Here is an 18,371-nt window from a genome sequence, read left to right on the forward strand (position 1 = left end):
GCGCCGCAAGATGTGGCAGGCGCCTTTGGCGTCTGGCACAAGAGCGTCGGTGTCGTTGAAGCCGCTCGGGTATTCCCAAGGGCAAGTTTGGTACGATTCTGGGCGATTTTCGTACAGATTTGGTTTTGTGGTACCGATACCATGGATTGTCAGGGCATTTGCCGCACGAAATCGGGTTAACGGCGCAAGAAAAAGCCCCGGCGCGTGGTGCCGGGGCCTTGGGGCATGAGGTCCCGGATCAAGTCCGGGACGGCGTCGGGACCGCTCAGCGCGGGAGCGCGGCTGCCTCGCGGGCAAGCTCTTCGATGGCTTTCCAGTCGCCTTTGGCCACGAGGTCCTTCGGCGCGACCCAGCTGCCGCCGCAGCAGAGCACGTTGGACAGCGACAGATAGTCACCGACGTTCTTCATCGACACGCCGCCGGTGGGGCAGAACTTCACCTGCGGGATGGGCGCGCCGATGGCCCCGAGTGCCTTCGCGCCGCCGTTGGCCTCCGCCGGGAAGAACTTTTGCACGGTGTAGCCGCGCTCCAGAAGGCGCATGACCTCGGAGGAGGTGGCGGCGCCGGGCAGGAGCGGCAGGTCTGCCTGCTCGCAGGCAGAGAGGATGGTGTCTGTCGCGCCCGGGGAGACGCCGAATTTTGCGCCCGCGGCGACGGCTTTCTCGACATCCGCCGGTGTCAGCAGGGTGCCCGCGCCGACTACGCCGCCCTCCACCTTCGCCATCTCGGCGATGACGTCGAGCGCGGCGGGGGTGCGGAGCGTGACCTCGAGCACCGGCAGCCCGCCCGCGACCAGCGCTTCGGCCAAGGGGCGGGCGTGGGCGGCGTCGTCGACCACCAGCACCGGGATGACGGGTGCGAGGCGGCAGAGTTTTTCGGATTGGACGGACGCGTCTGCGGCGGTGATCATGTCGGGCGTTCCTTATGCGGCGAACGGGTTATGGGTATTTCGGCCAAGAAGAAGCAAGGGGTCAGACGACAACCGCCGCGCCGTTGGAGGCCAGACCGACGTTTTCGCGGAAGGCGGCAAAGAGTTCGCGCCCGACACCATGGCCATTGCCGGTGAGGTCGGCGGTGGCGGGAGTGCGGCTGTCGAAGTCCTCGGCGAGGCAGTCGATGGTGCCGCTCACGGCGTCGACGCGCAGGATATCGCCATCCTTCAGCCGGGCGAGCGGGCCGCCCTTGGAGGCTTCGGGGGAGATGTGGATGGCGGCGGGGACCTTGCCCGACGCGCCGGACATGCGGCCATCGGTGACGAGGGCGACCTTCAACCCGCGATCCTGAAGCACGGCGAGGGTCGGCGTCAGGCCGTGCAGTTCCGGCATGCCGTTGGAGGACGGGCCTTGGAAACGGACGACCACAACGGTGTCGCCAGTGAATTCGCCGGCCTTGAAGGCGGTCTTGACGCTCTCCTGATCGTGGAAAATACGGCAGGGCGCTTCGATCACGTGGCGCTCCGGGGCGACGGCGCTGACCTTCATCATGCCGTGGCCGAGGTTGCCGTAAAGCTGCTTGAGGCCGCCGGTGGGCTGAAAGGGATCGGAGGCGGGGCGGAGGATCTTGTCGTTCTCCGTCTTGCGCGGGCCGTCGACCCAGGTGGCGCGGCCCTCTGTCAGGCGCGGTTCCTGCCGGTAATGGCTGAGGCCGTCGCCCATGACGGTGCTGACGTCCTCGTGCAGGAGGCCGGCGTCGAGCAGTTCCGAAATCATGAACTGCAGGCCACCCGCAGCATGGAAGTGGTTCACGTCGGCGAGGCCGTTGGGGTAGACCTTCGCCATCAGCGGCGTCGCGTTCGAGAGGTCGTCGAAGTCCTCCAGTTCCAGCACGATCCCGGCGGCGCGGGCCATGGCGGGCAGGTGCAGCACGAGGTTGGTCGAGCCGCCGGTGGCCATCAGGCCGACCATGCCGTTGACGAAGGCCTTGGCGTTGAGGATCTCGCTCACGGGGCGGTAGTCGTTGCCAAGGTTGGTGATCTCCAGCGCGCGCTGGGTCCCCGCAACGGTGAGGGCGTCGCGCAGCGGGGTGTTCGGGTTGACGAAGGAGGCGCCGGGCAGGTGCAGGCCCATGAATTCCATCAGCATCTGGTTGGTGTTTGCGGTGCCGTAGAAGGTACAGGTGCCGGGGCTGTGGTAGGAGGCCATCTCCGCCTTCATCAACTCGTCGCGGCCAACCTCGCCGGTGGCGAATTGCTGGCGCACCTTGGCCTTTTCATCGTTCGGGATACCGGAAGGCATGGGGCCTGCGGGCAGGAAGATACCGGGGATGTAGCCGAAGGTAGCGGCGGCGATGATCAGGCCGGGCACGATCTTGTCACAGACGCCGAGATAGATGGCGGCATCGAAGACATTGTGCGACAGGGCAACGCCGGTGGCGAGCGCGATCACGTCGCGGGAGAAGAGCGACAGCTCCATGCCGACCTGGCCCTGGGTGACGCCATCGCACATGGCCGGAACGCCGCCCGCGACCTGTGCGGTCCCGCCATTCGCGCGGGCGGTCTGGCGGATCAGCTCGGGGAAGCGCTCGAACGGCTGGTGGGCGGAGAGCATGTCGTTGTAGGCGGTGACGATGCCGAGGTTCGGAGCCTGCCCGGTGGCAAGGGCGTTCTGGTCGCCCGCCATGGCGGCATAAGCATGGGCCTGGTTGCCGCAGGTCAGGTGGGCGCGGCGCGGGCCTTCCTCGGCGGCGCGGCGCATGCGGTCGAGGTAGGTGGCGCGGAGCGTCTCCGAGCGGTCCTCGATGCGGGCGGTGACGCGGGCGATGGTGTCATTGAGCGGCATGAACGGCCTCCTTGCGGGCGCGGCGGGGCGCTTTGGCGTTGCGTTGTTCTGCACATAGCGCGGTTAGCGCTAACGGTAAAGGGGCAGTTGTTCTTCGGGAGGAGAATGGCCCATGCTTTGCGACTTCCCAAGGGGAGGAAAGCGCGGTAGGTGCATGCGCCATGACCGATACTCCGAGCCTTCCCGTCCTCCGCCTCCTGCCCAAAGCCAACGCCCGCGCCATTCGCCGCGGCGCGCCGTGGGTGTTCGACAATGAACTGGTCATGGACCGGCGCTCGCGCGGGATTGCGCCGGGGACGATCGCGCGGTTGGAGGACAATGACCGGGTGCCTTTGGGCGTGGTCGGTGTCAATCCGGGATCGAAGATCGTGGCGCGGATGCTGGACCGCGATGCGGAGGCTGTCATCAACCGGGCGTGGCTGGAGGCGAAGCTGCAGAAGGCCCTGGCGCTGCGGGAACGGCTCTATGATGCGCCGTTCTATCGGCTGGTACATGCCGAAGGCGACGGGCTGCCGGGGGTCATCATCGACCGTTTCGGCGATGTCGCCGTGGTGCAGCCGAACGCCGCCTGGGCAGAGGTGTTGCTGGACGATCTGACCGAGGCGCTGGTCAGCGTGACCGGCGTGACCTGTGTCATGAAGAATGCCGGCGGACGCGGGCGGGCGCTGGAAGGGCTGGACGACGTGGACGTGGTGCTTCGGGGAGATGCGCCGGACGCCCCTGTGCCTGTTGTGATGAACGGCGCGACCTATATGGCCGACCTGACCGGCGGACAGAAGACAGGGCTGTTCTTCGACCAGCGGGACAACCACGGATTCGCGGCGCGGCTGGCTGCCGGTGCGTCTGTGCTCGACGTGTTCAGCCATGTCGGCGGCTTTGCTCTGGCGGCATTGGCGGGCGGCGCGGCGCAGGCTCTGGCGGTCGACGGATCGGCCCCGGCGCTGGCCCTCGCCAGGGAAGGCGCGGAACGCATGGGGGCGGCGGACCGCTTCGCCACGCGGCAGGGCGACGCTTTCGACGTGATGACGGCCCTGGGCGACGAAGGCACGTCCTTCGACGTGGTCGTCTGCGACCCGCCCGCCTTCGCCCCGAACAAACCGGCGCTGGAGAAGGGCCTTCGGGCCTATGAGCGCGTGGCGCGGCTTGCGGCGCCACTGGTCGCGGAGGACGGTTACCTCGTGCTCTGCTCCTGCTCGCACGCGGCGGACCTCAATGCCTTCACCGGCGCCTGCCTGCGCGGCATTGGGCGGGCCGGGCGGCGGGCGCAGTTGATTCACACGGGACAGGCTGGTCCGGATCATCCGCTGCTGCCGCAACTGGCCGAGAGCGGCTACCTCAAGGCGCTGGTTTTCCGGTTGTAAGCTCTTGAAAGTCCTTCTGGATACCTGCGTGTTATTTCCCACCGTAATGCGGGAAATGTTGCTCGGCGCGGCCTCCGAAGGGCTGTTCGAACCGCTCTGGTCGGAACGGATTCTGGAGGAATGGGCCCGTGCCGCGCGCAAGATCGGCCCGATGGGTGAAGCGCAGGCTCGGGGCGAGATCGCGATGGTGCAGGCCCGCTGGCCCAAGGCTTCGGTGCGCTGGAAGCCGTCGCTTGAGGTCCGGCTCTGGCTGCCTGATCCGGCGGACTGCCATGTTCTGGCGGCCGCCATCGCTGGCTCCGCAGATGTTCTGATCACCTTGAACAACAAGGATTTTCCCGGCCAGATTCTGGCGGAGGAGGGGCTGTCCAGGGCCGATCCGGACGGTTTCCTGCATGGGCTCTGGCAAGCCTCGCCGGAAGCACTGGAGCGCGTTGCGGCGCAGGTCCTGGGCGAAGCGCGGCGGCTGTCAGGCGATGACTGGTCCATGCGCGCACTTTTGAAAAAGGCACGGCTGCCACGGCTGGCCAAGGCGCTGTCCTGATCTCTTGCGCGTGCCGGGCGGGGCTGCTACCTCTCGGTTCAAATCCGATGGTTTCTGTCGGAAAGTCCCCGAGAGGCCCCGTTTGAAGCCGGAACGCACCCCGCCACGTCTGGAAATCCGCAATCTTGTCCGCAGGTTCGAGGGCAAGACGGTTGTGGATAACGTTTCGCTGGCGATCCAGCCGGGCAACGTCATGTGCCTGCTCGGGCCATCCGGTTGCGGCAAGTCCACGACCCTGCGGATGATCGCGGGTGTTGACATGCAGGACAGCGGGACGATCTATCTCGACGGCACTCTGATCTGCGACACGGTGTTTCGGGTGCCGCCCGAACGGCGCTCGATCGGGCTGATGTTCCAGGACTTCGCGCTGTTTCCGCACCTGACGGTGGGGCAGAACGTGGCCTTTGGCCTGAAAGGGTCCGGACCGGAGAAACGCAGTCGCGCCAAGGGGTTGCTGGATCGCGTTGGCCTTGCGCATTTCATCGACGAATACCCGCATCAGCTTTCGGGGGGCGAGCAGCAACGGGTTGCGCTCGCCCGGGCACTGGCACCGAAACCGCGGGTTATGCTGATGGACGAGCCGTTTTCGGGGTTGGATAACAGGCTGCGCGACGGCATCCGGGACGAGACCCTGGACCTCCTTAAGGAGGAAGGCGCCAGCGTCCTTTTGGTCACGCACGAGCCCGAGGAAGCCATGCGCATGGCCGACGAAATCGCGCTGATGCGCGGCGGGCGGATCGTGCAACAGGGCGCTCCCTACAACATATACAACGCGCCCGTAGACCGCGAAGCGGTGGCGTTTTTCAGCGATATCAATGTTCTGCGAGGCAAAGTTAAAGGGGCTTTGGTGGCCACGCCCTTCGGTGCCTTCCTCGCCCCGGGGGTGGCCGATGGCACCGAGGTGGAGATCGTCTTCCGCCCGCAACACGTCGGCATCGACTTCGACCGCAGCGGTTCCGGCCCGCATCCCACCGTTCTCGCCGGGACCCCGGCACGGGGCCTCGTGGAACGCGCCCGGTTCATGGGGTCCGAAAGCCTCGTCGAATTCCGCATGGACCATGACAACGAGGTGCTGCGTGCGACGGTGCCCAACGTCTTCCTGCCCAAGCCCGGCACCCCGATGTGGCTGACGGTTCGGCGGGACAGATGCTTCATTTTCCCTGTGAAATCATAAGCGTTCGCGACGATCTTCAAGCTTCGCGTGAAGATCGTTCAGGATGGCCACCCGGATCGCCGAGGCAAGGCCGACCTCCGGATCGCGAGACTCGTCGATCCGTGCGGCCAACTCGTTGAGCGCCATGCCCTCGGCCTTGGCCATGGCCCGGAACGCGGTCCAGAAGGCATCTTCCAGGGACACGGAGGTGCGATGCCCGCGCAGCGTCAGGGACCGTTTCACCGGCTTGCCGCTCATTCTTTCTCATGCCCGTCGAGATTGCGTTTCGCTTTGTCCACCAAGGCCTTGGCGAGGGTTTTCTGCGATTTCGTCAACCCGTGTTTCGCGGCATTGGCATCGCCCTCGCGACGTTTCGCATCGCGGCTCTTTTGTTTGCGGACTGTGTTGAGATTGACGACTTTGCTCATGCCTTCAGTTTAAACGAAAACAGGCCCGGCGGAAGTCCGGACCTGCTGTTTCCTTGTCTTGACTGTCCCGGCGAGTGTGCCGGTGCGCCGGGGTCAGCCTTTCGGGCCGATCATGTCCTCGGGCCGCACCACGCGGTCGAAGGTCTCCGCGTCGACGAAGCCGAGCGCGATGGCCTCTTCCTTCAGCGTCGTGCCGTTCTTGTGCGCGGTCTTGGCGACCTTCGTGGCGTTGTCGTAGCCGATGGTCGGGGCAAGGGCCGTCACCAGCATCAGGCTCTCTTCCATCAGCTTCTGGATGCGCGGCTTGTTGGCTTCGATGCCGTTCAGCATCCGCTCGGTGAAGCTGTCCGCCACATCGCCGAGAAGTTGCAGCGATTGCAGCAGGTTGTAGGCCATCATCGGGTTGTAGACGTTGAGTTCGAAATGGCCCTGGCTACCCGCGAACTTGATCGCGGCATCGTTGCCCATGACATGCGCCGCGACCTGCGTCATGGCTTCGGCCTGCGTCGGGTTGACCTTGCCCGGCATGATCGAGGAGCCCGGCTCGTTCTCCGGCAGGATCAGCTCGCCGAGGCCGGAACGGGGACCCGAGCCGAGGAAGCGGATGTCGTTGGCGATCTTGTACATTGCGCCGGCGACGGTCGCGAGGGCACCCGAAAGGAAGACCATGGCGTCATGGGCCGCCAGCGATTCGAATTTGTTCGGCGCGGTGACGAAGGGCAGGCCGGTGATCTCCGACATGTTGGCGGCGACGGTCTCGCCCCAGCCTTTCTTGGTATTCAGGCCGGTGCCCACGGCGGTGCCGCCCTGCGCCAGTTCGTAGATGCCCGGCATGGCCAGCTCGACGCGTTTGATGCCGTTGCGGATCTGCATGGCGTAGCCGGAGAATTCCTGGCCAAGCGTCAGCGGCGTCGCGTCCTGCGTATGGGTGCGGCCGATCTTGATGATGTCCTTGAATTCCGCGGACTTGGTTTCCAGACCTTCGGCCAGCTTCGTCAGGCCGGGCAGGAAGACGTCGCGCACCATCATGGCGGCGGCGATGTGCATGGCGGTGGGGAAGGTGTCGTTGGACGACTGGCCCATGTTGCAGTGGTCGTTCGGGTGCACCGGCGTCTTCGAGCCGATCTCGCCGCCGAGGATCTCGATCGCGCGGTTGGCGATGACCTCGTTGGCGTTCATGTTCGACTGCGTGCCGGAGCCGGTCTGCCAGACCACCAGCGGGAAGTTGTCGTCGAACTTGCCGTCGATGACCTCACTGGCGGCCTGGATGATGGCCTCGCCCAGCTTGGTGTCCAGATCGCCGGAGGCGACGTTGGCCTGGGCGCAGGCCTTCTTGATCACGCCGAGGGCACGGACGATGGCGACAGGCTGTTTCTCCCAGCCGATGGGGAAGTTCATGATCGAGCGCTGGGTCTGCGCGCCCCAGTATTTCTCGGAGGGCACCTCGAGGGGGCCAAAGCTGTCGGTCTCGGTACGGGTTGCACACATGGGGGTATCCTCCTCGCCAGAGCTGCACGTCACACGTTGGCCTCCTCTTACCCGACAGGGAAAGAAAGACAAGGCGGCATACCGTGGGATACCGTTAACATGCCGCAGAAATTCTGCGCGATTGGACGCAGGCCGCGCAGATCAGCGGTGTGTTGCAGCGGGCAGGTCTGAAATACCGGCGGTTGCGAGATCCGAGCCGGGAGGACCGACGCGCCGCGCCCGGTTGTCACTTGCGGAAACGGTCGAGGCTCACCACTTCGGCGTCGCGATGCGCCGGTTTGGTCTCGGGTTTCTTGCCGCCGGGGCCGTCCGGGGGCGTGTCGTCGTCTTCGTCCTCGTCGTCCTCATCCCCGGCGTCCTGGCTTTCGAAGCGCAGGCCGAATTCGACGGAAGGGTCCACGAAGGTCTTGATCGCGTCATAGGGAATGTAGAGCCGCTCCGGCGCGTCGCCGAAGTTGAGCGTCACGGCAAACCCCTCGTCCGAGACGTCGAGATCGTCGAACCAGTGTTGCATGACCACCGTCATCTCGCCCGGGTAGCGGTCCGAGAGCCAGTCGGCCAGTTCCGCGTCCGGGTGGGCGGTGTCGAAGGTGATGAAGAAATGGTGGTCCCCGGGAAGGCCATTCTCGCGCACACCTTCCAGCACTTCCTGGATCAGGCCACGCATGGCCCGGTGCATCAGTCTTCCGTAATCAATCCCGCGGGACATCCCTGATCCTCTTATTCGTTTCCCCTCAGCATATTGAATATGGCGGCGAGGGAAAGAGCAAGAATCGAGGATTTGGCCACCGGCCCGTCGTGCGCGCTCCTGACCGCCTTTTGGGGGCGGTCAGAACAGGATTCGGCTGATTTCACGCAGGATCTTTTCGCGGATGGCGCGGGCGTAATCGCGGTGACCGCGGGCGGTCTCGACGAAGCCGTCGCGGGTCACGAGGTGGCGGCGGTAGAAATTGGTGACCGCGACGCCCAGTCCCTCGATGGCGAGGCCGTTGATCGTGACCCCGGCGCGCTGCGCCCGTTGCCTCATCTGCCGCACGTCGGCCCCGGCGTTGGGCGTGCCATCGCCGGAGACGTCGATGACGTGGCGGTGGCAGTCCGGCGCCCGGGCGAAATGACGGAGGGCAAAGCCGATGGCTTCGGCGGGGGCGGTGTCGGAGAGCTGGAAGGCGCGGTCCAGGCCGCGAACCTGCGCGGCGAAATTCGCCACATGCAGGGCGCTGCGCATTGGCGTCCAGTCGAGGCTGACCTGTTGAAGGTCTGCGCCCGACCATTGCACCACGCTGAGCGCAATCTCGTCTCGGACCAGCGTGTCGACGATGTCCGGGTCCTGCAGCGCCAGCGCCAGCCCGTCGATCTGCAGGCGGAACTCCCCGGCGTCGACCGATTGCGAGACGTCCATGGCAAGGATCAGCGCCGTCTGACAGGCCGCGGCGGGGGTGGCAAGGGTCACGGACAGGAGCGCGGCGCGGATCATGGATGGAGCCTGCTCCACCGCCCGCGCTTTGGTCAAGCCCAGGGGCCGGGGTTTGCCCAGAGAAGGAATGCGGCGGGCCCGGCTTCGAGTGCGAACCAGGCAAGGGCCTTGGGTTGGGGCGGGTGGTCCAGGATCATGGCCAGCGTCCGTCCCGTGGCCGCGCCGACATAGGCCACGCCCAGCATGGCATAGGCGCCGGGCGCGCCGGTGACGAGGCAGACAAGGCCGAGCGCAACGAACAAACCGCCGGCAGAGGCGCGCAGCTCGCTCAGGCCCATGGTGCTTCGGGTCGGCTCAAGATCGAGCACCTGCGCCGTATAGCGCGGCGCGAGCAGGCCGAAGAGGCCGAGCGCGATGGTCAGCAGGGAGATGGCATTGTTGAGGATGTCGGTCATGGGTCCGCCTTGGCTTTCTGCCACGATCTGGTGCGACTGCGCGGAATGTCCAGACCGGACACCGCAGGAACCGGGGCAGGGACGCCTTGGAAGGGAAAGTGCAGGCTTCTGTTGCCAGGTGCCTGCGAACCCCGCCTTACGCTGCAAAGCGCAAGGGCTTAGATTTCGATTCCTCGAACCGCTTACGCGGCCAGAGCAACCGGAGCACGATTGTCGTTTGCAATTGTACTGTTTGCACCGATAACGGTGGTGGCTCACCGGGACAAAGCTACATCTTTACGCGTTCGTCGATCCTGTTTCGTCCCCATGATCCCCAAACGAAGGATTTTGGTGGAGACGCCGGGTACCGCCCCCGGGTCCGATCCGTTTATTCCATGCGCGTTTATGCCCATAGTCCCCCGAAGGAGACAGGATGCAATATAGGCCCGGGGCGGGGCGGTTTCAAGCGGGTCTATGGGGGACAGGGGCCGGGGTGAGAATAATTTCAGACTAAAATTATGCTCACCCTCACGGGCGGTGGTCAAAGCGCAAGGTCGAGCACCACCGGCACATGATCCGACGGTTTGTCCCTTCCGCGCACGTCTTTCTGGATTTCGCAGGAGACCATCAGGTCCGCGGCCTGCGGCGTCAGCAGGAAGTGGTCGATGCGGATGCCGTTGTTGCGTTGCCACGCGCCCGCCTGGTAGTCCCAGAAGCTGTAGTGCCCCGGTCCTTGCGTCTGTGCCCGGAAGGCCTCGGTGAAACCGAGGTTGACGATGCGGCGGAAGGCATCGCGGCTTTGCGGCAGGAACAGCGCGTCGTCCGTCCATTGCTCCGGCTTCGCCGCGTCCTCCGCCTGCGGGATGATGTTGTAATCGCCGCCCATCAGCGCCGGCATCTCCTCCGCCAGCAGCGCCTTCGCCCGCGCCTCCAGCCGCTTCATCCAGTCCAGCTTGTAGGCGTATTTCCCGCCCGGCACCGGCAGCCCGTCCGCGCCGAGTTCCACCGGATTGCCGTTCGGCAGGTACAGCCCGCACACCCGGCAGGCGTGTTTGTCGCCCACGACCGTCGCCTCGATCCAGCGCGCCTGTTCGTCCGCCTCGTCGCCGGGCAGGCCGCGCGTGACGTCCTCCAGCGGCAGCTTGGACAGGATTGCGACACCGTTGAAACTCTTCTGACCGTGCGTTGCCACGTTATAGCCGCGCTCCTCGAAGACCTCGCCCGGAAAGGCCGCGTCGACCGATTTGATCTCCTGGCATAGAATGACGTCGGGGTGAGCCTCATCGATCCAGTCGGTGAGTGCGTTCAGACGGGCCTTGATCCCGTTGATGTTGAAGGTGGCGATTTTCACGTCTGGCGTCTCCTGTTTGCGGGCCGACCGTTTCGGGTTTTGGCGCGGCAGGCAAGCCGGAAAACGTCCCGAACCGGGCACTCCCCAGGTCGCCGCGGCTGGCCGCGGTCCGGCTTTGTTCCCGTCCGACCGGCGTTGCCGGGAATCGATTCGGGACTTTGCAACTTTGCAAACCCCCGTTGCGTTGCAAACTTCGAAACAATCCACAGGAAAAAATTCTCTGGGGATAACTCGGATATGGGAGCGGGTTAGCGTCAGTGTGACACAAAGTTCGTGTGAATACTTTCGGTATTAATCAACCTTAACAAGAATTAACTTTTTTGCAAACGCGTTTTCCGTGCAACTCGAAAGGGTCTACCACGCAACCCTTTCGAGGAACACGAAAATGACTGCACACAAGAAGCACAGCTTTGCTGAAGAAATCCTTTCCAACGGCCGGACTCACAGCGCATTTGACGGCGACGCCGTCGAAAGCTGCATGTCCTGGTCGGGGCCTTCTGGCCACGAGATGGCGTCGGGTGACGCTGTTGAGAGTCTGATGTCCTGGTCTTCCCCCCGTGACAGTCGTGCAGAAACCGGCGACGCTGTCGAGGCTTTCATGTCCTGGTCCGGCCCGAAGGCCTCCCGGTCGCTGACCGGCGACGCCGTCGAAGCGTTCATGTCCTGGTCGAAGCCGGAAGGCACCCGCGCCGAGACCGGCGACAATGTCGAGGCCTTCATGTCGTGGTCCGGCCCGAAAGCCTCCCGCACCGACTCTGGCGACGCTGTCGAAGCGTTCATGTCCTGGTCGAAGCCCGAAGGTACCCGCGCCGAAACCGGTGACAACGTCGAGGCGTTCATGAGCTGGTCGGGCCCGAAGGCGACCGCAGCCGAGACCGGCGACGCCGTCGAAGCGTTTATGTCCTGGTCGAAGCCGGAAGGCACCCGCGCCGAGACCGGAGACAATGTCGAGGCCTTCATGTCGTGGTCCGGCCCGAAAGCCACCGCCTCCGAGACCGGCGATGCCGTCGAGGCGTTCATGAGCTGGTCGAAGCCGACCCGCGCCTGAGCCGCAGAGATACCCGGGCGGGGCGGATTGGCCGCCTTGTCGCCAAAACGAGAGGAGCCATCCCGATGAGCAACGTTATTCACCTGGCCGTCCCGTCCCGGATCCTGCCCTTGGAAGCGCGGATCACCGCGCTTCTGGCTCTCTTCGCCGAACATCGCCGCACCGGCGACGATGTGTTCTGGCTGAAGGAGAACGGGGAGATGCTGAACATCCTGCAAAGCACGGGGCTTCCCGTGCCCGCCGAGGCGCTGGCCGTGCATGCGGGATTCTACGCCAAAGCCGCGAAACGGCTCCAGTTTTTCCCGCAGTATTATCGCTTTCTGGTCTCGCTTGCGCTCGATCTCGAAGATCTGGGAATGCCGGGCCACGAGGCCGAAAAGATGGTGGCCTTCGCCGACCGCGAGGGCCTCGTGCAGGCGGAGATGTCCGACCTGCAACGCGCCGAAGCGCGTCGGCTGTTGACGCGGCGGGGCGTCGATCCTGTCCGTGATGCAGGGCTGGACGACCGGCTGCGCGCCTTTGTAAGCAGGACAAGAACCTTTGCCCTGCCCAACAAGAAGGCGGCCTACGAGCTGACGCACATCGTGTTTTACCTCACGCAATATGGCCATCGCCCCGCCGATCTCGGCCCCGAGGCGGTCACCAGCCTGCATTTCGCCGGGCTGACCGCGTTCCTTGACCAGAACGCCGACCTGCTTGCCGAGATCTGTCTTGCGATGCGTTTTCTGGGTGAGGTACCGCCGCCGGTCTGGACCGGCTGGCTGCGCCGCGAGACATCCTTGTTCAACGTCGAGGCGGGCGAGACCGTCTCCATCAACGATGATTACCACGACTTCCTGATCTGCAACTGGCACGAGGCCATCGAGGGCGGGGAGCCTTTCCGCAAGCCGATGAGCCTTGGCCGGATGCGCTTCGACAAGCGCCCGACGCAGGCCGCCGCGCTGCGCGAGATCAGCCAGGCGATGCTGGCGCTCGACGATGCGCGGGTGGGCGACTGGTCGGTGATGAAACGCCGCATGGCGGAATCCGTCTCGCAGGAAGCGCTCGGCATGCTGGAGATGGCCGCAACGACCAGCGCGCATTTCGAGGCTTATTTCGAGGGCTTTGCCCGGGCAGGTGCACAATGAATCCCTCTGTCGTCGGTGCCGCGCTGGCGGTGCTCTTCACCGGCATGATCGCCGCCGCCGACGGCATCACCAAGCTGGTCGCGGGCAATTACGAGGCGCCCCAACTCTATGCCCTGGCCGCGGCGCTGGTGGCGCTGATGGCGGCGGGCGCGTCAGGGGTCAGCCGCGGCGAGACGCTGCGCATCCGCTCCGTCAAGCCGATGATCCTGCGGACCGTTCTGACGGTGGTCGCGGCGATAGCCTTCTTCCAGGCATTCAGGCACCTGCCGTTCGCGGATGTTTTCCTGTTCATCGGGCTGATCCCGCTGATCGCGGCGGCCCTCTCCGGCCCGATCCTGGGCGAGACGCCGCGCCCGGTGGCCTGGCTTGCCCTGAGCATCGGGGCGGGCGGCGTGATCTTCCTTATGCCCGGCGGCATTTCCGGCGCACAGGCGGGCCACCTCTGGGCGCTTGTCGCGGCACTCAGCGGGGCGGTGTCCATGCTGCTGGCCCGGGTGATCGCGAAGGTCGAGCGGGCGCCGCTGGCGCAGGTCTTCTGGCCCAACCTCGGCCTCGCGCTTGTGATGGCGCTGGCGCTGCCGTTCGTCTGGAAGCCGATGGGTGTGATGGACGGCATCTGGATCGTCACCTACGCCGGGTTCCTGTTCGGCGCACGCTATGTCTCCGCCGAGGCCATGCGGTTCCTGCCGGCCTATGTCGCCATGCCGGTGATGAACGTGCAGTTTGTCTGGATGGTGGGCATCGGCATCTATGCCTTCGGCGAGATCCCGAGCTTTGGCACGGTGATGGGCGTCATGCTGGTTATTGCCTCCGGGCTGTATCTCGTGGCCGAGGAAACCATCGCCCGGGGCGCGGCGCAGGACGTCTGACCCACCTTCATGTGATGCGTCAACCGCCGCTGGCAAGCGGAGGTTTTGTCTTGAGAAAATCAGATCGAGAAGGACGTGCCGCAGCCGCAGGAGCTGGTGGCATTGGGGTTCTCGATGACGAAGCGGGCGCCGATGAGTTCGTCGCTGAAGTCGATCACGGCACCGGCAAGGAAGGGCAGCGACACCGGGTCCACCACCACGCGCTGGCCGTGCCCTTCGAGCACCAGATCCTCGCCCTCGGGGTTGTCGAGCCGGATGTCATACTGGAAGCCGGAGCAGCCGCCGCCCTCGACGGCGACGCGCAGCGCCTTGCCATCCTCGCCCGCGCCGATCTCGGCGAGGCGTTCGAAGGCGCGGTCCGTCACTTTCGGGGGGAGTTGCATGCTCTGCATCCTCTTGCTTTCATTCGTGTCCTGTCTCGAATATATGGGCGCAAGGGACGGGCGACAAGGATGGACGGATGCGAGCGAGCTATGCCTGCGATCCAAAGACGGCGCGCGGGCGTCTGATCGCGGAAGAAGAGAGCGCCTTTCGCTCGTGTTTTCAACGGGATCGCGACCGGATCATCCACGCGTCCAGTTTCCGGAGGCTCAAGCACAAGACACAGGTCTTCGTCGAGCATGAGGGTGATTTCTACCGCACCCGGCTGACCCATTCGATCGAGGTGGCGCAGGTTGCAAGAACCATTGCGGGCGCCTTGAATTTGAACACGGATCTGACCGAAGCCGTGGCGCTGGCGCATGATCTCGGCCATACGCCGTTCGGTCATACCGGGGAGGACGCGCTGCATGCGCTGATGGCACCTTATGGCGGGTTCGATCACAATGCGCAGACGCTGCGGATCGTGACCAGGCTGGAGTGTCATTACGCGGAGTTCGACGGGCTGAACCTGACCTGGGATACGCTGGAGGGTATAGCGAAGCATAATGGTCCGGTTCAGGACCCGATTCCCTATGCGCTGGCGGAGTACAACGCCCGCCACGATCTTGAACTGCACACCCATGCCAGCGCCGAGGCGCAGGTGGCGGCACTGTCCGATGACGTGGCTTATAACAACCACGACCTGCACGACGGGCTGCGGGCCGGGCTGTTTACCGAGAGCCAGATCGGCGATCTGCCGATCATCGGCGCGGCCTATGCGGAAGTCGACCGGCTTTATCCGACCACGGATGCCTACCGGCGCAGGCACGAGGCGCTGAGGCGGGTGTTCGGGGTCATGGTTGCCGACCTGATCGATACCTCCGCCGCGCGGCTTGCGGACTCCGGTTGCCGGTCTGCTCAGGAGATCCGGGAACTCGGACGGCCGGTGATCGCCTTTTCCGATGGCATGTGGACGGACCTCAAGGAGATCCGGACCTTCCTGTTCACCAACATGTACCGCGCACCCAGCGTCATGGAGCAGCGTGCCAAGGTGACGAAGGTCGTCGAGGCGCTGTTTCCGATCTACATGGCGGACCTGTCGCTGCTGCCGGAACGCTGGCATGGCGAAGCGCAGGGTTCGGGGGACGATACCACCCGCGCACGTCTCGTGGCCGATTATATCGCCGGCATGACCGACCGCTTTGCCCTGCAGCAACATGCCCAATTTACCGGAACCGACATCCTGCACGACGGCAGCTGAGCGGTCCGGGTCAATTTCCGCATGATTTCGGCTGTTTCCTGCGCGATTGTCGCGAAAGCAGGGACGATTCTGCACGATTTCGGGTATTATTTGTCATGACGCAACCTATAAGTGCCGCCACCCGGAGGAACATCCGGGACTGGGGTCTGGAGAGCAAGCTGTTCAGCGTGTCGCGGTTCAAGGACAAGGTGGCGATCGTCGCAGGGGGCGAGCTTCCTCTGGCCCAGTCCCTGGTGCGCCGTCTTGCGGAATTCGGCGCCACGGTGGTGGCCCTGGGCGACGATGCGGAGATCCTCTGGCGGCTGGCGCGGCAATATCCCGGTGCGGTGCAGACCCTGACCCTGGGCCGGGGCTGGCGCGAGGTCCTGCGCCTTCTGCAGGAGGCCTGGGCAGAGGAGCCGATCGACCTCTACATCGACCTGTTGCCGCTCGCGGAGTCGCACAGCCTGTCCGAGACCCGTGATGTCTTCTCGCGCAGCGCGGCGCTCGCGTCGGCCCTCCTGCCCGGCATGCGGGCCGGGCAGGCGCAGGCGGTGCTGTGCTTTCCGCAGGCGCGGGCCGGCGCGCCGAACCGCGGGACGCGGGCGGCGGGCTATGCCGGGCTCGTGCGGCATTTCAACGAAAACTGCCTGCCGGGGCGGTTCCTCGGGCTGAATTTCAACGATGCGGACTGCGCCTGGACGGATGCCGATTGCCTGTCTGCCGGAGACGCGATCCTGATGCTGTGCCACCCGGTGTCGCGCGGCGTGCAGCCGGGAACGGTGCTGGCCTGGACCGCCTGACGGTGCAGTTTGAAATGGCGCGGGCCGCGCTATGTTCAGCGAGACGTGGAACAATCCGGGGCAGGACAACGCGCATGGCACTTTCATCTACGGGCGGTGGGCTGGACCCCGTCCTTGCATTTTCGCTGGTCGGTCTGCTGGGCGTCGGCAGCCAGTGGCTGGCCTGGCGGATGCGGCTTCCCGCCATCGTGCTGATGCTGCTGGCCGGGCTGATCATCGGGCCTGTGCTGGGTCTGCTGAAACCGGGCGCTCAGTTCGGTGACATGCTGTCACCCATGGTCGCCATCGCGGTGGCAATCATCCTTTTCGAAGGCGGTCTGACGCTGAACCTCGGCTCGTTGCGGGACGCGGCGGTCGGGGTGCGCCGGCTGGTCTTCATCGGGGCACCGCTGGGATGGCTGGCGTCGAGCTGTGCGCTGCACTACGTCGCGGGCCTGAGTTGGGAGACGGCGGCGGTCTTCGGCGGCATCATGATCGTCACCGGACCGACAGTGATCGCACCGCTGCTGCGGCAGGCAAAGCTGTCGAAACGCCCCGCCGCGCTGTTGCAATGGGAGGCCATCGTCAACGATCCGGTCGGCGCCCTGGCGGCGGTTCTGGCGTTCGAGGTGGTCGTGGTGCTGCAGACGGCGACGGGCCTCGGCCATGCGGTCTGGCAGCTCGGCCTCGGCATCGCGGTGGCGACCGGCCTCGGCATCGCCGCCGGCTGGGGGCTGGTGCGGGCGTTCCGCCAGGCCTATGTGCCGGAATACATGAAGGTTCCTGTGCTCTTCGTGCTGCTCATCGGGGTTTTCGCGGTGGCGGATTCCGTGCTGCACGAAAGCGGCCTTCTGGCGGTCACGATCATGGGCCTGTGGATCGCCAACGCCGACCTGCCGAGCTTCGCGGAGCTGCGCCGGTTCAAGGAACACGCCACCGTGCTGCTGGTCTCGGGCGTGTTCATCCTGCTGGCGGCGGGCATGAGCCTCGACGTGCTCTCCACGCTGGACTGGCGCGCGGCGGTGTTCGTCCTGTCGGTCATCCTGCTGGCGCGGCCCTTGCCGGTGCTGATCGCGCTGGCCTTCTCCAACGTGCCATGGAAGGAGCGCCTGCTCGTCGCCTTCACCGGCCCGCGGGGCGTGGTTCTGGTCGCGGTGGCGGGGCTGTTCGGCGAACGGCTGGTGGGTCTCGGCATCGAGGACGCGGACCGGATCGCGCCGCTGGCCTTCGCGCTGGTGGCGGCGACGGTTGTGCTGCACGGCTTCACCTTGACCCCATTGGCGCGCGCGCTTGGGCTGACCGCGAGCAATGCGCCGGGGGTGATGATCCTCGGCGGCTCGCGCTGGTCGGTGGCGCTGGGGCAGGCGCTCCGGAAGCTGGACCTGCCGGTGATCGTGGCCGACCCCAACCACGCCCACCTGCGCACGGCGCGGGAGGCGGGGCTGGACACCTGGTTCGGCGACATCCTGTCGGAGGCGGCGGAGCACCGGCTGGAGCTGGCCGCCTATGACACGCTGATCTGCGCAACCGACAACGACGCCTACAACACGCTGGCCGCGACGGACCTTGCGCCGGAATTCGGGCGCGAGAACGTGTATCAGCTCAAGCGCGTCAAGCACGCCAGCACCCGCCACGCGCTGCCCTCGACCCTCGGCGGACGGCTGATCGGGGCGAACGAGACCTTCTTCGAGGCCAACGCGCGGCTGGCGGAGGGCTGGGAGTTCCGGGTCACCGGGCTGACGGAGGAATTCACGCTGGACGACTGGCGCGAGAAGAACCCGGAGGCGGTGATCGTCGCGACGCTGGGGCCGAACGGCACGCTGCGGTTCTTCGGTCCAGAGGACGAGGTGAAGCGCAAGGATGCGGGCAAGCTGCTGGCGCTGATGCCCGCGCGCGAAGAGCGGCTGGCCGGAGGGCAGGCGGGCGGTCAGGCGGGCGCGTGACGGCCCGCGTCCGACAGGCCATTTGACCCCGCGCGACAAAGTGGTAGAGGAG

At 65.5% G+C, this 18,371-nt stretch carries 19 protein-coding genes and 1 other RNA gene; 9 read left to right on the forward strand and 11 right to left on the reverse strand.

Going from position 1 to position 18,371, the window contains the following annotated elements:
• Positions 1–265: 265 nt before the first annotated feature.
• Both ACP159_RS15435 and edd read right to left on the reverse strand, forming a co-directional pair.
• The gene (locus ACP159_RS15435) at positions 266–910 is read right to left on the reverse strand and encodes a bifunctional 4-hydroxy-2-oxoglutarate aldolase/2-dehydro-3-deoxy-phosphogluconate aldolase (protein WP_425100604.1); all 645 of its coding nucleotides are present in this window, start codon (positions 908–910) and stop codon (positions 266–268) included.
• A 61-nt stretch (positions 911–971) separates the two neighbouring features.
• Positions 972–2,777, reverse strand: coding sequence for a phosphogluconate dehydratase (gene edd, locus ACP159_RS15440; RefSeq protein ID WP_425100605.1), 1,806 nt, complete (start codon positions 2,775–2,777; stop codon positions 972–974).
• 161 nt (positions 2,778–2,938) lie between these two features.
• Here edd and ACP159_RS15445 point away from each other — a divergent pair, with 161 nt between their 5' ends.
• From ACP159_RS15445 to ACP159_RS15455, 3 genes are all read left to right on the forward strand, one after another.
• Positions 2,939–4,138: an RSP_2647 family RNA methyltransferase gene (locus ACP159_RS15445; protein WP_425100606.1), complete on the forward strand. Its 1,200-nt coding sequence runs from the start codon at positions 2,939–2,941 to the stop codon at positions 4,136–4,138.
• 4 nt (positions 4,139–4,142) lie between these two features.
• Positions 4,143–4,682, forward strand: coding sequence for an RSP_2648 family PIN domain-containing protein (locus tag ACP159_RS15450; protein ID WP_425100607.1), 540 nt, complete (start codon positions 4,143–4,145; stop codon positions 4,680–4,682).
• Between the two features lie 82 nt (positions 4,683–4,764).
• On the forward strand, positions 4,765–5,856 hold the full coding sequence (locus tag ACP159_RS15455; RefSeq protein ID WP_425100608.1) for an ABC transporter ATP-binding protein: 1,092 nt from the start codon (positions 4,765–4,767) through the stop codon (positions 5,854–5,856).
• On the opposite strand, the gene ACP159_RS15460 is transcribed toward ACP159_RS15455, so the two are convergent.
• The 8 genes from ACP159_RS15460 to xth form a co-directional block, all read right to left on the reverse strand.
• Complete coding sequence (locus ACP159_RS15460) at positions 5,851–6,093, reverse strand: ribbon-helix-helix domain-containing protein (RefSeq protein ID WP_425100609.1); 243 nt, start codon at positions 6,091–6,093, stop codon at positions 5,851–5,853. The genes ACP159_RS15455 and ACP159_RS15460 overlap by 6 nt on opposite strands.
• Positions 6,090–6,263 (reverse strand): DUF4169 family protein, encoded by a 174-nt coding sequence (locus ACP159_RS15465; RefSeq protein ID WP_425100610.1) that lies wholly within the window; start codon positions 6,261–6,263, stop codon positions 6,090–6,092. Before ACP159_RS15465 ends, ACP159_RS15460 begins: the two co-directional genes overlap by 4 nt.
• Before the next feature lie 93 nt (positions 6,264–6,356).
• Entirely contained in the window at positions 6,357–7,751 is a 1,395-nt protein-coding gene (gene fumC, locus ACP159_RS15470) for a class II fumarate hydratase (RefSeq protein ID WP_425100611.1), read from the reverse strand.
• A 226-nt stretch (positions 7,752–7,977) separates the two neighbouring features.
• Positions 7,978–8,460 (reverse strand): SspB family protein, encoded by a 483-nt coding sequence (locus ACP159_RS15475; protein WP_425100612.1) that lies wholly within the window; start codon positions 8,458–8,460, stop codon positions 7,978–7,980.
• A 120-nt stretch (positions 8,461–8,580) separates the two neighbouring features.
• Complete coding sequence (locus ACP159_RS15480; RefSeq protein WP_425100613.1) at positions 8,581–9,225, reverse strand: DUF1194 domain-containing protein; 645 nt, start codon at positions 9,223–9,225, stop codon at positions 8,581–8,583.
• A gap of 32 nt (positions 9,226–9,257) precedes the next feature.
• Complete coding sequence (locus tag ACP159_RS15485) at positions 9,258–9,620, reverse strand: DUF4345 family protein (RefSeq protein WP_425100614.1); 363 nt, start codon at positions 9,618–9,620, stop codon at positions 9,258–9,260.
• A 97-nt stretch (positions 9,621–9,717) separates the two neighbouring features.
• Positions 9,718–10,069: a transfer-messenger RNA gene (gene ssrA, locus ACP159_RS15490) on the reverse strand.
• Positions 10,070–10,140: 71 nt separating this feature from the next.
• Complete coding sequence (xth, locus tag ACP159_RS15495) at positions 10,141–10,950, reverse strand: exodeoxyribonuclease III (protein WP_425100615.1); 810 nt, start codon at positions 10,948–10,950, stop codon at positions 10,141–10,143.
• A 538-nt stretch (positions 10,951–11,488) separates the two neighbouring features.
• On the opposite strand from xth, the gene ACP159_RS15500 reads away from it, so the two are divergent.
• The 3 genes from ACP159_RS15500 to ACP159_RS15510 all read left to right on the forward strand — a co-directional run bounded on the left by ACP159_RS15500 (position 11,489) and on the right by ACP159_RS15510 (position 13,994).
• Entirely contained in the window at positions 11,489–11,998 is a 510-nt protein-coding gene (locus ACP159_RS15500; RefSeq protein WP_425100616.1) for a hypothetical protein, read from the forward strand.
• Positions 11,999–12,063: 65 nt separating this feature from the next.
• Positions 12,064–13,125 (forward strand): DUF6902 family protein, encoded by a 1,062-nt coding sequence (locus tag ACP159_RS15505; protein ID WP_425100617.1) that lies wholly within the window; start codon positions 12,064–12,066, stop codon positions 13,123–13,125.
• A complete protein-coding gene (locus tag ACP159_RS15510; RefSeq protein WP_425100618.1) occupies positions 13,122–13,994 on the forward strand; it encodes a DMT family transporter in 873 nt (290 codons plus the stop codon). The genes ACP159_RS15505 and ACP159_RS15510 overlap by 4 nt, the downstream gene beginning before the upstream one ends.
• Positions 13,995–14,053: 59 nt before the next feature.
• On the opposite strand, the gene ACP159_RS15515 is transcribed toward ACP159_RS15510, so the two are convergent.
• On the reverse strand, positions 14,054–14,377 hold the full coding sequence (locus tag ACP159_RS15515; protein ID WP_425100619.1) for a HesB/IscA family protein: 324 nt from the start codon (positions 14,375–14,377) through the stop codon (positions 14,054–14,056).
• A 77-nt stretch (positions 14,378–14,454) separates the two neighbouring features.
• Between ACP159_RS15515 and ACP159_RS15520 the strand changes: the two genes are divergently transcribed.
• From ACP159_RS15520 to ACP159_RS15530, 3 genes are all read left to right on the forward strand, one after another.
• Complete coding sequence (locus tag ACP159_RS15520) at positions 14,455–15,615, forward strand: deoxyguanosinetriphosphate triphosphohydrolase (protein WP_425100620.1); 1,161 nt, start codon at positions 14,455–14,457, stop codon at positions 15,613–15,615.
• A gap of 95 nt (positions 15,616–15,710) precedes the next feature.
• Entirely contained in the window at positions 15,711–16,397 is a 687-nt protein-coding gene (locus tag ACP159_RS15525; RefSeq protein ID WP_425100621.1) for a hypothetical protein, read from the forward strand.
• A gap of 74 nt (positions 16,398–16,471) precedes the next feature.
• The gene (locus tag ACP159_RS15530; protein ID WP_425100622.1) at positions 16,472–18,319 is read left to right on the forward strand and encodes a cation:proton antiporter; all 1,848 of its coding nucleotides are present in this window, start codon (positions 16,472–16,474) and stop codon (positions 18,317–18,319) included.
• The last annotated feature ends 52 nt before the right edge of the window (positions 18,320–18,371 follow it).

This window comes from Tropicibacter sp. S64 (assembly GCF_049803835.1).
GTDB lineage: Bacteria > Pseudomonadota > Alphaproteobacteria > Rhodobacterales > Rhodobacteraceae > Pacificoceanicola.

What these genes read in the sequence shown, in the direction of transcription:
- ACP159_RS15525 (WP_425100621.1), top strand. Translation starts at nt 15,711, where the DNA reads ATGACGCAACCTATAAGTGCCGCCACCCGGAGGAACATCCGGGACTGG.
- ACP159_RS15460 (WP_425100609.1), bottom strand. Translation starts at nt 6,093, where the DNA reads ATGAGCGGCAAGCCGGTGAAACGGTCCCTGACGCTGCGCGGGCATCGC.
- ACP159_RS15435 (WP_425100604.1), bottom strand. Translation starts at nt 910, where the DNA reads ATGATCACCGCCGCAGACGCGTCCGTCCAATCCGAAAAACTCTGCCGC.
- ACP159_RS15475 (WP_425100612.1), bottom strand. Translation starts at nt 8,460, where the DNA reads ATGTCCCGCGGGATTGATTACGGAAGACTGATGCACCGGGCCATGCGT.
- ACP159_RS15520 (WP_425100620.1), top strand. Translation starts at nt 14,455, where the DNA reads ATGCGAGCGAGCTATGCCTGCGATCCAAAGACGGCGCGCGGGCGTCTG.
- ACP159_RS15465 (WP_425100610.1), bottom strand. Translation starts at nt 6,263, where the DNA reads ATGAGCAAAGTCGTCAATCTCAACACAGTCCGCAAACAAAAGAGCCGC.
- ACP159_RS15485 (WP_425100614.1), bottom strand. Translation starts at nt 9,620, where the DNA reads ATGACCGACATCCTCAACAATGCCATCTCCCTGCTGACCATCGCGCTC.
- ACP159_RS15510 (WP_425100618.1), top strand. Translation starts at nt 13,122, where the DNA reads ATGAATCCCTCTGTCGTCGGTGCCGCGCTGGCGGTGCTCTTCACCGGC.
- fumC (WP_425100611.1), bottom strand. Translation starts at nt 7,751, where the DNA reads ATGTGTGCAACCCGTACCGAGACCGACAGCTTTGGCCCCCTCGAGGTG.
- ACP159_RS15530 (WP_425100622.1), top strand. Translation starts at nt 16,472, where the DNA reads ATGGCACTTTCATCTACGGGCGGTGGGCTGGACCCCGTCCTTGCATTT.
- ACP159_RS15505 (WP_425100617.1), top strand. Translation starts at nt 12,064, where the DNA reads ATGAGCAACGTTATTCACCTGGCCGTCCCGTCCCGGATCCTGCCCTTG.
- ACP159_RS15500 (WP_425100616.1), top strand. Translation starts at nt 11,489, where the DNA reads ATGTCCTGGTCTTCCCCCCGTGACAGTCGTGCAGAAACCGGCGACGCT.
- ACP159_RS15515 (WP_425100619.1), bottom strand. Translation starts at nt 14,377, where the DNA reads ATGCAACTCCCCCCGAAAGTGACGGACCGCGCCTTCGAACGCCTCGCC.
- ACP159_RS15480 (WP_425100613.1), bottom strand. Translation starts at nt 9,225, where the DNA reads ATGATCCGCGCCGCGCTCCTGTCCGTGACCCTTGCCACCCCCGCCGCG.
- ACP159_RS15445 (WP_425100606.1), top strand. Translation starts at nt 2,939, where the DNA reads ATGACCGATACTCCGAGCCTTCCCGTCCTCCGCCTCCTGCCCAAAGCC.
- edd (WP_425100605.1), bottom strand. Translation starts at nt 2,777, where the DNA reads ATGCCGCTCAATGACACCATCGCCCGCGTCACCGCCCGCATCGAGGAC.